This window comes from Agromyces sp. G08B096, from assembly GCF_040267705.1.
Taxonomy (GTDB): domain Bacteria; phylum Actinomycetota; class Actinomycetes; order Actinomycetales; family Microbacteriaceae; genus Agromyces.
Genome location: NZ_CP158374.1, coordinates 2982284 through 2994386, shown reverse-complemented (window position 1 = coordinate 2994386; position 12103 = coordinate 2982284). Strand labels below are relative to the sequence as shown.

General features: G+C 69.4%; 10 protein-coding genes. 9 read left to right on the top strand and 1 reads right to left on the bottom strand.

All coding sequences use genetic code 11. The features are described from left to right. The first annotated feature begins 477 nt into the window (after positions 1–477). Positions 478–993 (top strand): 50S ribosomal protein L10, encoded by a 516-nt coding sequence (gene rplJ / locus ABIQ69_RS14310; RefSeq protein ID WP_350347799.1) that lies wholly within the window; start codon positions 478–480, stop codon positions 991–993. Positions 994–1042: 49 nt separating this feature from the next. Beyond that, positions 1043–1435: a 50S ribosomal protein L7/L12 gene (rplL, locus tag ABIQ69_RS14305; RefSeq protein WP_350347798.1), complete on the top strand. Its 393-nt coding sequence runs from the start codon at positions 1043–1045 to the stop codon at positions 1433–1435. 185 nt (positions 1436–1620) lie between these two features. Here rplL and ABIQ69_RS14300 read toward each other — a convergent pair whose 3' ends face one another. Further along, positions 1621–2760 carry a DUF4185 domain-containing protein gene (locus ABIQ69_RS14300; RefSeq protein WP_350347797.1) on the bottom strand — a complete coding sequence of 380 codons (1140 nt, stop codon included), beginning with the start codon at positions 2758–2760 and terminating at the stop codon, positions 1621–1623. 197 nt (positions 2761–2957) lie between these two features. Here ABIQ69_RS14300 and ABIQ69_RS14295 point away from each other — a divergent pair, with 197 nt between their 5' ends. The 7 genes from ABIQ69_RS14295 (at position 2958) to ABIQ69_RS14265 (ending at position 12100) form a co-directional block, all read left to right on the top strand. Beyond that, positions 2958–3992, top strand: a complete 1035-nt coding sequence (locus tag ABIQ69_RS14295; protein WP_350347796.1) for a LacI family DNA-binding transcriptional regulator — start codon at positions 2958–2960, stop codon at positions 3990–3992. A gap of 97 nt (positions 3993–4089) precedes the next feature. Further along, a complete protein-coding gene (locus ABIQ69_RS14290; RefSeq protein ID WP_350347795.1) occupies positions 4090–5028 on the top strand; it encodes an ROK family protein in 939 nt (312 codons plus the stop codon). Further along, the gene (locus tag ABIQ69_RS14285) at positions 5025–6845 is read left to right on the top strand and encodes a class I mannose-6-phosphate isomerase (protein ID WP_350347794.1); all 1821 of its coding nucleotides are present in this window, start codon (positions 5025–5027) and stop codon (positions 6843–6845) included. Before ABIQ69_RS14290 ends, ABIQ69_RS14285 begins: the two co-directional genes overlap by 4 nt. Positions 6846–6897: 52 nt before the next feature. Then, on the top strand, positions 6898–8172 hold the full coding sequence (locus tag ABIQ69_RS14280) for an extracellular solute-binding protein (RefSeq protein ID WP_350347793.1): 1275 nt from the start codon (positions 6898–6900) through the stop codon (positions 8170–8172). Positions 8173–8178: 6 nt separating this feature from the next. Beyond that, a complete protein-coding gene (locus tag ABIQ69_RS14275) occupies positions 8179–9120 on the top strand; it encodes a sugar ABC transporter permease (protein WP_350347792.1) in 942 nt (313 codons plus the stop codon). Between the two features lies 1 nt (position 9121). After that, positions 9122–9934: a carbohydrate ABC transporter permease gene (locus ABIQ69_RS14270; RefSeq protein WP_350347791.1), complete on the top strand. Its 813-nt coding sequence runs from the start codon at positions 9122–9124 to the stop codon at positions 9932–9934. 33 nt (positions 9935–9967) lie between these two features. Beyond that, the gene (locus ABIQ69_RS14265) at positions 9968–12100 is read left to right on the top strand and encodes a hypothetical protein (RefSeq protein WP_350347790.1); all 2133 of its coding nucleotides are present in this window, start codon (positions 9968–9970) and stop codon (positions 12098–12100) included. Positions 12101–12103: the final 3 nt, after the last annotated feature.

Sequence of the window (12103 nt, the reverse complement as noted above, 5' to 3'; positions counted from 1 at the left end):
CGAGTGTGTCCTTGCCCGAGTGGATTCGTTGATAGATGTCAACTATATGACATTGGTTGCATTACGTCAACTATTGATGTCCGTCAACTATTCCCCGGGTGATGGTTCCCGGCGGACGCGACGGCGACGTGTCGGCGGGATGTGCCGGTGACGGATGCCTCGCACCGGCGGATTCCGTCCACACGTGGTCCTGCGTGAGGGGCCGGGTGGGTGCTTGTGCGGGCTGGCGCCGAGACCGGGCGGATTTGGCCGGGGGTGAGGCATCCGCTACGCTGTACGGAGCCGAAGACCGCTGGTCGTCGTTTCGCGTGCGAACCGACCGAAGTCCTGTGAAAGCAGGGGCCCGCGCAGGTGTGACGAAGACTTCCCGATTCCGGGCCGAGCTCCGCGCAACTGCGTCGGAGCTTTTTTCATGCGCCAGCGCTCCCAGGCCGTGCACCGCCTCCGCGATGCACGTTGAAGACACAAGGAGTGGCCATGGCGAACAAGGAAGCCGCGGTTGCCGAACTCTCGAACCTGTTCGAGAGCTCGACCGCCGTTCTGCTGACCGAATACCGCGGCCTCACTGTTGCGCAGCTCAAGACGCTGCGCAAGTCCATCAGTGGGGACGCGAGCTACGCCGTGGTGAAGAACACGCTGACCAAGATCGCGGCCAACAATGCCGGGATCACCGCGTTCGACGACGCCCTCGCGGGCCCGTCGGCGATCGCGTTCGTGCACGGCGACCCGGTCGCCGTCGCGAAGTCGCTGCGTGACTTCGCCAAGGCGAACCCTCTCCTCGTGGTCAAGGGCGGCTATTTCGATGGCAAGCCCCTGACCGCCGAAGAGGTAGGCAAGCTCGCCGACCTCGAGTCCCGCGAAGTGCTGCTGGCGAAGCTCGCCGGTGCCTTCAAGGCCTCGCTGTTCGGAGCCGCATATCTGTTCAACGCACCGCTCTCGAAGGCCGTCCGCACGGTCGACGCGCTGCGTGAGAAGCAGGAGTCCGCTGCGTAGGCGCGAGCCTCTCAAGCGGTGAGTTACCAGGAAATCTAAGGAGAAAATCATGGCGAAGCTGTCCACTGAGGAGCTGCTCGAGCAGTTCAAGGGCCTGACCCTCATCGAGCTCTCGGAGTTCGTCAAGGCGTTCGAGGAGACCTTCGAGGTCACCGCCGCCGCCCCCGTCGCGGTTGCTGCTGCTCCCGCCGCCGGTGGCGCCGCTGGCGGTGCCGAGGAGGCCGAGGAGAAGGACTCGTTCGACGTCGTTCTCGAGGCCGCCGGCGACAAGAAGATCCAGGTCATCAAGGTCGTCCGCGAGCTCACCTCGCTCGGCCTCGGCGAGGCGAAGGCCGTCGTCGACGGTGCTCCCAAGGCCGTGCTCGAGGGCGCGAACAAGGAGACCGCCGAGAAGGCCAAGGCCGCCCTCGAGGAGGCCGGCGCCACCGTCACCCTCAAGTGATCACCGCCCTCTTCGGAGGGCAGTGCGCTGAGCGTGCCACCGTCACCCTCAAGTGATCACCGCCCTCTTCGGAGGGCAGTGCGCCGGGAGGCGCGCACTTGAGATGACTGGCGTCACCTGAACACACGGATGCCCCGTGGCTCACGAGCCACGGGGCATCCGTCGTCTCCGGGGCGGCGCTGAGCTCAGTCGCAGTGACCGTTCGCGACCTTGGCCTCGACCTCGATGTAGCGGGGGCGGTAGTGGTCGACTTCGACGTAGAGGTCGTTCGTGTCGAAGCTGTTGACGTTGTAGGTCACCAGGAGCGTGTGCCCGTCGCCGAGCTCGGGGTGTGCCTTGGCGTTGTACGTGAAGATGTTCCCGCCGGTCTCGGGCGTGCGATAGAGCTCGGTCTTCCCCGTGAACGGGCCCTCGAGGCTCTCGCTCCGGTACATCACGATGCTCGCGCTCAGCGGCTCGGTGGCATCGCCCGTGACCAGGGTGTAGCGGCCCTGATACCGCTGCACGCTGAACTCGTTCGAGACGCCCTCGAGAATGCGCTTCGAGGTGGAGTGGTCGGTCGACCAGCCCGTGTCGCCGAGGTACTCCCAGGTGCCGTCGGCGAGGTCGCCGCCGGCCACCCGGGCGAGATGGGCGAACTTCTGCGACTGCAGGTCCTCGACACCGTAGACGTAGGTGTACCCGTCGTCGGGATGCTCGTAGATCGCCGAACCCCAGTTGACGCCGTCGGTGGCGAGGTCGTCGACCGAGCGGAGCTCGAGAGTCTCGGCGTCGAAGGTCGCGACGCCGTTGCCGGCGAACGCGAAGTCCCAGATTCCGCCTCCGGTCTTGACGAACTCCACGAGCATCACCTGCAGTTCGTCCCCGTGCACTGTCGCGTCGCCGAACCAGTACCAGTCGCGGCCCTCATCGGCGCCGGCGACTTTCACGAGGGATTCAGGCGTCGCCTCCGTGCCGCCGGTGAAGGTGGTGAGCGATCCGTCGTCGTCGACCACGATCGAATTGTGGATGAACGGCGAGTCGAGCGGGCGCCCGTGCGAGGCGTCCACCTCGCCGAGGAACGTGTCGGAGTAGATCCAGGCGATCCGCCCGTCGGGCAGTTCGACGCTGTACGCCGAGTCGGCCCCCGTCCAGCGGCCGGCCGTGTCGCCGTAGGTGCCGAACCGCTCGGTCAGCACGGGGTCGACGGCGGCCGAGACATCCGCGCAGACGGCCTGCGCCCACGCCGCCGGCGGAACGGCTGTGCCCGCGAGTGCGATCGCGCCGAGCGCGGCGGCCGAGGCCGACGCGAGTCGACGGCCTCGGGTCTGGAATCGGTGCGTCATGGTGCTCCCTCCCGGCGTCGTCGCCGGCCCGGGGAGTGATGCGTCGTCGCAGCACTCCTGTTAACGTTACCAAGCGGGGAGCGTAGCAGCGGCATCCGACGCTGTACAGGGCTCCGCGCGCCCGCCGCTCAGCCGGTCGGCGCGGTAGTACCGTGAGAACGGCCGAACGGCCGAGCGAGGCGGAGGTTCCACGCGAGATGGCCGAGGTCGTCCAACCCGGCAGGCAGCCGACCATCAAAGAGGTCGCCCTGCACGCGGGCGTCAGTCCAATGACCGTGTCGCGCACGCTCGCCGGCGGGGTGAACGTCAGGCCCGATCTGCAGGAGAAGGTGCTGCAGGCCGTGCGGGAGCTCGGCTATCACCGCAACGAGAACGCCCGGAGTCTCCGGCCCGGCCAAGCGAGCGGGCTCATCGGCGTGGCGATCACGAATCTCGGCAACCCCTACTACGGCAACTTCGCGCTCGGTGTGGAGGAGGTCGCCGCTGAGTACGGCCGCCGCATCGTGCTCGGGAACACGGGCGAGGATCCGGCCCGCGAACGCCAGCTCGTCGCCGACTTCCTCGGTCGGCAGGTCGAAGGGCTCGTGCTCGTCCCCTCCGGTGGCAACGCCGACCACCTGCGCCCGGAGCGCCTCGGAGACGTTCCTCTCGTCCTCGCGTCGCGGCGCGTCTACGGGCTCGACGTCGACGCGGTACTCCTCGACGATGTCGGCGGTGCCTATCGAGGCACCCGCGCGCTGCTGGACGCGGGCCACCTGAGAATCGGCTTCCTCAGCAACGTGCGCTCCGTCTTCACCGGTCAACGTCGGTACGAGGGGTACGTGCGTGCGCTCACCGAGCGCGGCATCCTGCCCGAGGAGGAGCTGGTGCAGCGGGGGCAGCAGGACGCCGACTCGGCGCGGGAAGCGACGCGGCACCTGCTCGACCTGGCCCAGCCGCCGACCGCGATCTTCAGCGCCAACAACCGCAACACGATCGGCGCGCTCCGCGAGATCGGACGGCGGCTCCGGGCGGGTGCGGCGCGGGAGGCGATGCCGGCGCTCGTGAGCTTCGACGACTTCGAGCTGGCCGAGCTGATGCCCGTTCCGGTGACCATCATCGATCACGACCCGAGACAGCTCGGTCGCGAGGCCGCACGCCTGCTGCTCGGTCGCGTCGGCGCCGACGGGCACCGCGGCCCGGCACGACTCGTCGAGATGCCTGTGCGCCTGGAGACGCCTGCGGCCGACTGAGCGCGTGCGCGCTTGCGAAGGTGCGGTACCGACGCTATGGTAACGTTACCAACCGGGTCGGCGACCGACGCCCGCTCGGACCGACGAGGAGGACGGCATGCGCAGCGTTGCGATCGACCTCGGCGGTACCTCGGTCAAGCTCGGCCTGGTCGTAGACGGTGTCATCGAGTCGGTGAGCGAGCTGCCGGTGTCGGGAGGCGTCGACCTCGCCGAAGTCGCGGCCGCCGTCGACGCGCTGCGCGGTCGGGAGGCCGTGGACGCCGACGCCGTCGGCATCGCCGTGCCGGGCGTCGTCGACCGTGGCGGCCGGCGCCTCGTCGCGGCGCACGGGAAGTACGCCGACCTGCACGGCGTGGATCTCTGCGCCTGGTCCGCGGCGCGATTCGGTGTCGCCGCGATCGTCGAGAACGATGCACGGGCGGCGCTGGCCGGGGAGATCGCCTCCGGCGCGGCCTCCGGCGCCGCGGACGCGGTGCTGCTCACGCTCGGGACGGGGATCGGCACCGCCGCCCTCGTGGACGGTCGTCTGCTCCGCGGGCGGCACGGGCACGCCGGCGTCCTGAACGGTCACGTCACCGTCGACCTCGACGGCCCGCGCTGCCCGTGCGGCAACATCGGTTGCGCCGAGGCGGTCGCGAGCACCTGGGCGTTGGCCGAGGCGGCGCGCCGCGGCGACGTCGCGCTCGGGCCGGAGCTCGAGGCTCGCCGATCCAGCGGTGCCGCGCTCGGCATCCGCGACCTCGTGGAGACGGCGCACGAAGCCGAGTCCGCCGTCCTGCTCAGCCGATTCCTCGACGTCTGGGCGGCCGTCGCCGTCACCCTGTGCCACGCGTTCGACCCCGAGGTCGTCGTGGTCACGGGAGGGGTGCTGCGGGCCGCGGATCTGATCCTGCCCGGACTGCGCGATCGTGTGCACGCCCACCTCTGGTCCTCCTCGTTCCGGCCGCCTCTCGTGGCGGCCGACGACCCCGCCACCTCGGTGCTCCGAGGCCTGGCCGCCCTCGCTTCCGCTCAGACACACGAAGGACACCGATGACTACCGACGACCGGCCGGACCGCACGCTCGAGGAGTACCTCGTCGACGACCGCAGCAGCTATGTGAAGCTGCCGACCGTGCCGCTGCCAGAGGGCAGCGAGGTGCTCGTCGGCGATGACGCGTGGCGGGCGGCGATGGCGGTCGCGACCCGACGGGCGGAGGAGCATCCGCTCGTCGTCGTCGATGTGTACCCGGGCGGCGATGTCGCGGCGATCGCCGAGCGCATCGCGCGCGTGCTGCCGGAGGCCGACGTCATCGACGTCGAGGAGGCCGCGGCGGCAGACCGGGCGAGCATCGATTCGCTCATCGGACGCAGCCTCACCGACGATCGGGTGTTCGGCGTCATGAGCCACTTCACGGTCGACGAATTCTACGACGCCGAGCGGCTCGACCGACTCGCCCACCGCGTCGAGGCCCGCGAGCGGCCGACCGTGCTGGTCGGGTGGGGCGCCGACCTCGCGGCACGGCGCCGCGCCGACGCCCTCGTACTCGTCGATCTCGCGCGCTGGGAGATCCAGCAGCGCCAGCGCGCCGGTGCGCCGAACTGGCGAGCGGGCAACGGCGACGAGGACGCCCTGCGCAAGTACAAGCGCGGCTTCTTCGTCGAATGGCGCGCGGCGGACCGGCACAAGCGGACGCTCTTCGACCGGGTCGACCTCCTCGTCGACGGCAACGCGGCGCTCGACGGCGCCGGCGCGGTCACGGGCGAGGCCTTCCGCAGCGCGCTGCGGAAGGCTGCGACCGCGCCCTTCCGCGTCGTGCCGTTCTTCGACCCCGGCGTCTGGGGTGGACAGTGGATGAAGAGCACGCTCGATCTCGACCCGTCGGCCAGCAACTACGCGTGGTGCTTCGACTGCGTGCCCGAGGAGAACTCGCTGCTGCTCGAGGCCGGCGGCAGGGTCGTCGAGATCCCCGCGATGGACCTCGTGCTCAGCCAGCCCAGAGCCCTGCTCGGCGAGCGCACCTTCGCGCGCTTCGGCGCCGAGTTCCCCATCCGGTTCGACTTCCTCGACACCATGGGCGGGGGCAACCTCTCGCTGCAGGTGCATCCGCTCACCGACTACATCCGCGACACGTTCGGCATGGCCTACACGCAGGACGAGAGCTACTACCTGCTCGACGCCGGTGACGACGCCGTGGTCTACCTCGGCGTGAAGCCGGGCGTCGACCCCGACGAGATGTTCGCCGCGCTGCGGGCCGCGACCGATGGCAAGCACCCGTTCGACGCCGAGCGGTACGTGAACACCTACCCGGCGAAGAAGCACGACCACTTCGCGATCCCGGCCGGCACCATCCACTGCTCCGGGGCGAACTCGATGGTGCTCGAGATCTCGGCGACGCCGTTCATCTTCACGTTCAAGCTCTGGGACTGGGGCCGCGTCGGGCTCGACGGCGTGCCGCGGCCCGTGCACCTCGATCACGGCGAGGCGAACGTGCAGTGGGAGCGGGACGCCGACTGGGTCGAGCGGAACCTCGTCGGGCAGGTGCAGGAGCTGCGCCGCGAACCCGGCCTCGTCGAGGAGCGCACCGGCCTGCACGAGCTCGAGTTCATCGAGGTCAGACGGCACTGGTTCGAGGAGGAGGCCGCCCACGACACCGAGGGCACCGTGAACGTGCTGAACCTCGTCGAGGGCGACGAGGTCGAGGTGGTGAGCCCGACCGGCGCGTTCGCGCCGTACCGGGTGCACTACGCCGAGACCTTCATCATCCCCGCGGCGGTGGGGCCGTACGTCATCCGGCGCAGTCCCGAGTCGCGAAGCGAACGTTTCGCGACCGTGAAGGCGTACGTGCGCGGGACCCGCAGCACCGACAACTGAATAGGCACCATCGCAGTACCGACACAGCGACACAACGGACAAGGGAGTTCCAGTGAGATCACCACGCAAGACCGGCGGAGCCGTCATCGCGCTCGCCGCGGCATCCATGCTGCTCGCCGCCTGCTCGGCGGGCGGCGGTGGCGGAGGAGGCGACGGCGCGACGACCGGCACGCTCGACTTCTACACCGACAAGGCCGCGTGGGAGCCCGACTTCGACGAGCTCAACGAGACGAGCGAGGCCGACGTCGACATCACGCTCAACACCACGGGCTACTCGGACGCGAATCAGTACGACGCCTTCATCAAGCAGTCGTTCCGCACGCAGAAGAGCCCGGGCCTGTTCACCTGGCACACCGGCAGCTCGCTCACCGAGCTCGTGGACGAAGGCCTCATCGCCGAGACGACCGACATCTGGTCGAAGGCGATCGACGAAGGCTGGGCGACGGAAGATCTCCGCGAGACGTACACGGTGGACGGCAAGCAGTACTGCGTGCCGATGAACATCGCCTACTGGGTGATGTACTACAACAAGAACATCTTCGCGGAGCAGGGCATCGCGGTGCCGACCACCTGGGAAGAGCTCGACGCCGCGGCGACGACCCTGAAGTCGGCGGGCATCACGCCGTACTACCAGACGAGCACGCTCTTCACCTTCCAGTGGTTCCAGCAGCTCGTCGCCGGCACAGACCCCGACCTCTACAACGCGCTCGCCACCGGCGAGGCGAAGTTCACCGATCCCGAGGTCGTCGACATCATGAACGTGTGGCTCGAGGAGCAGGAGGCCGGCTGGTTCTCCGACGCGGGCAGCACCGTCGACCCCGCCGTCGGCCTGAAGCAGGGCGACTACGCGATGATCAACTTCGGGTCGTTCTTCAACGGCTCGCTCGACGGCGCGGGCATGGTCTCGGGTGAGGACTACGGCATGTTCGTCATCCCCGCGGTGAATCCCGACCTGGAGCAGACGCCCGTGGCCGTCGAGTCCGGGCCGCTCTGCGTGGCCGAGAGCTCCAAGCAGCGCGACCTCGGCCTGGCATACTCCGCGTGGTGGATGTCGGCCGACGCCCAGACCGCGTGGAACGCCGCACGGGGCGACGTCGCATTCAACCCGAAGGCGGAGGTCGCCGACCCCATGCTCGCCGAGCTGGGCACCACCGTCGCCGACGGCCAGCACCTGCTGTTCACCCGCTTCTTCGAGGCGTTCCCCACCCCGATCGTGACCGTCGCCATCGAGCAGTTCGGCGCGTTCAACGCCAACCCGTCCGACCCCGTGCCGTTCCTCGAAACCATCCAAGCCGAGGCCGACAAATACTGGGCAGACCAGGAGTAACGCCGCATGGCCGTCCTTCAGACGCCCGAACGCGAGCGGACCGCCCGCGGGCTCACCGAGCCCGCGGGCGGCCCGGCCCGACGGAAGACGCCATACCGCTGGTCCGCGCTGGGATTCATCTCCCCGGGCGTGCTGCTGGTCGCGGTGCTGCTCTACCTGCCGCTGCTGTGGACGACGTTCCTCAGCTTCACCGAGTACAACGGGCTCGGCGATCCTGACTGGGTCGGCTTCGACAACTACGGCGACATGTTCGACGACCCGGCGTTCCTGGGCTCGCTCGGCAACACGCTGCTGTGGGTCGTCGGCACCCTGCTCATCCCCGTCGGCATCGGACTCGGCATCGCGCTGCTCACCTGGAACCTCGCGGGCGGCGTCTGGCTGCGGCTGCCGTTCCTCATCCCGTACGCCCTCTCCGGCATCGGGGTCGGCCTGATCTGGTCGTTCATCCTCTCCAGCAACGGCGCGCTCGACCAGGCGCTCGCCGCGTTCGGCATCACGGATACGCCACGATGGCTCGTCGACGCACCGCTCAACACGGTCGTGATGATCGTCGCGGCCGCGTGGCAGGGCGTCGGCGTGAACGCGCTGCTGTTCACGATCGGGCTGCAGTCGATCCCGAAGGAGCCGCTCGAGGCGGCCCGGGTGGACGGTGCGCGCGGATTCCGGCTGTTCGGCAGTATCCTCTGGCCGATGCTCCGCCCCCTGACCGCGGTGGTCGTCGGACTCTCGATCGTCGCGAGCCTGAAGACGTTCGACATCGTGCAGGGCATGACGAAAGGCGGTCCTGGCCGGGCCTCCGAGACGCTCGCCCTCACGATGTACAAGGAGACGTTCGTGAACAGCGACTACGGGCTCGGCTCCGCGATCGCCGTGTTCCTCACGATCGTCACGCTGCTGGCCGCCATCCTGTACCTGCGCGAGCAGCTGTCGAAGAAGCATGAGCTCTGACATGACCCGAATCCTCCGCACCGGCATCCTCGTCGTCCTCGGCGCGCTGTGGCTGGTGCCCGTCTACCTGCTCCTCGTCAACGCGGCGAAGTCCCCGCTGACGTTCACGACGACCGAGTCGTGGATCCCGACCGACTTCTCCCTGTTCTCGAACATCGCCGAGGCGATGCGGCTCTCGGGGCTCGGCGACAGCGTGCTGAGCACACTCGTCTACGCGATCGTGTCGCCCGCGATCGCCGTACTCGTTGGCGCCGCCGCCGGCTTCGCGATCGTGGCGCTGCGGCTGAAGCACGGCTTCGCCTGGTTCGTCGTGATCTTCGGCGGCACGGTCTTCCCGCTGCAGATGGTGCTGCTGCCGCTGTTCGATGCGTACTCCCGCGTCGGCCTGTTCGACACCCAACTCGGCATGATCATCGTGTACACCGCGATCTCCATTCCGTTCTCGGCGTTCGTGATGCGCAACTTCTTCACCGGCATCGCGCACAGCGTGTTCGAGGCCGCCGTACTCGACGGCGCGACGACCTGGCGGATCTTCTCGCGCGTCTACCTGCCGATGGCGGCGAGCGCACTGGTGGCGATCTTCATCCTGCAGGCCACCTTCATCTGGAACGACCTGCTGCTCGGCCTCACCCTCAGCCAGTCGGACGACGTGCGACCGATCGTGACGACCCTGTCGGGCATGCAGTCGACGTACGGCGGCGCCCAGATGTCGACCGTGCTCGCCGCCGGCGTCCTCGTGTCGCTGCCGACCGTCGTGCTGTTCCTCTTCACCCAGAAGTTCTTCGCGCGCGGCCTCGCGCTCGGCCAGTACTGATCTCGCCGCCCGCGCGGCATGAATGGAGCACGGATGCCCCGTCCCGATCTCATCCCTACCGTCGACGACCTGGCGGCCGATCCGATCACCCACCACTACGACGATCTGATCGCGCCGTCGGGCCTCACCAACCATCTCGGCACCGCGCGGGTCGAGCACGATCTGACGGCCGTCGCGGCCGTGACCTTCCCGCCGGTCTCGCAGGGACTCGCTGCCACGGCCGTGTGCTTCGTCGACGGCCGGATCCTGCAGTCGTTCGGCGCGCCGATCACGCACGAGTGGCGGCCGGACCGAGTCGTCAGGCGGGCCGTGCTGCCCGGTCTCGAGCTCGAGACGGTCACCGTGTGCGTGCCCGGACGCACGGCGGTCGCCATCGACGTGCGGGTGCGGAACACGGGCGGCTCCGACCGCTCGGTGCGTGTGGGACTCGCCCTCAGCGCCCGCGTCGTCGTCAGCGGCGAGGCCTGGCTGTCCGCGGAGTCGCCGAGTGCGCGCAACGACGTCGAGGCCGATGGGAGCCGGCTGGTGTTCGGCGCCCCCGACGGATCGGCCTGGAGCGTGCAGGGGGTCGACACGCCGGCGACGGCGAGGGTGAGCGGCGTGGCCCCAGCGGCCGAGGAGTACGAGGTGGGGATCGGCGGTACGGGGCGCGGTGGCGACGTGACGGTCGAGCTCGACGTGCCGGCCGGGGGGAGCGCGCGGTTCGGATACGTGCATGCGACGGCCGCGTCCCGCGACGCGGCGATCGCCGAGTACGATGCGGTCGCCGTCGATGTGCCGGCCGCCGTCGCCGCATCCGAGCTGGCCTGGAACACCCGGCTCGAGGCGGCATTCACCCCCGGGAACGACGAGTTCTCGGGTCATCTGCCGGTGCTGGAGACGAACTCGGAGGCGCTGCGCCGCCTCTACTGGTGGGGCGTGCTGGGCGTGGTCTGGTTCCGACGCGACTACGCCGGCAACGTGCTCGGCCGAAGCTACGACACCCTCATGCCCAGTTACTGGTCGACGACCACGTTCATCTGGGACTTCAGCCTGAGCTCCATCGCCCACGCGCTGCTCGACCCCGAGCCGATGCGACGCCAGCTGAGCCACTGGATCGACAGCGACACCCACCGCCACTTCGGCACGTCGTCGCTCACCGGCGGACCGGTCGGCCGCTGGTACTCCGTGAACGACTACGCCATGACCAGGCTGGTGCACGATTACGTGCGCTTCACCGGCGACACGGCCTGGCTCGACGAGGTGCAGGCCGACGGCCGCCGCGTCGTCGATCACCTCCGATTCTGGGCGCGCGCCTGGGAAGGGCTGCGCCGCGATTCGGCCCTCGCGGATTACGGCGAGATCGACAACCTGCTCGAGTGCGTGAGCTCGTACACCCACGAGGTGGCGAGCTTGAACGCGGCGAACGTGTGGAACCTGCGCACCAGCGCCGATGTGCTCGCCGTCCGGGGCGAGGAGGCGGAGGCGGCGCGGCTGCGCCAATCGGCCGACGAACTCGTCGGCGCGGTGCTCGAGCTGTATGTGCCCGGCGAGGGGGTCTTCGCCGCGGGGCAGCCCGACGGCAGCAGGCTGCCGGTACGGCACTGCTACGACTTCAACGTCGTCGGGACGACGGTCGCCGCCGATCTCGACGAGTCGACTCGGCGGGAGATGGTCGCGTTCTTCCGGAACGAGCTGCAGACGCCGACCTGGATGCGCGCCCTGTCGCCATGGGACCCGGACGCCGCGTACAGCATCCGCCCCGACCACCAGTGGAACGGCGCGTACCCCGCCTGGCCCGCCGACGCCGCCCGGTCGCTCGTGGCGCTGGGTGCGCCGGAAGTCGCCCTCGACTGGCTGCCCGGCCTCGCCCGGACGGCGAATCAGGGTCCTCCCGGTCAGGCGCACTTCGTGGAGGAGGCCGAGCCGCCGGTGAACGGCGGCGCCCGGAAGGCCCCGCCGCAGCTGCCGTACATCAACGACTGGGCGTGCTCGTCGGCCGGCGCCTACGTGGCGCTCGTGATCGAGTCGCTGTTCGGGGTAGGAGCCGGAGTCGACGGCACGGTCTCCGCGTCGGGATGCGTCGCCCGCCTCGACCCGGAGGCGGTGCTGCACGGTCTGCGGGTCGGCGACCGTCTCGTCGACGTGCATGCCGACGGGCGCCTCCTCGACGCGACCGCCGGATGAGGC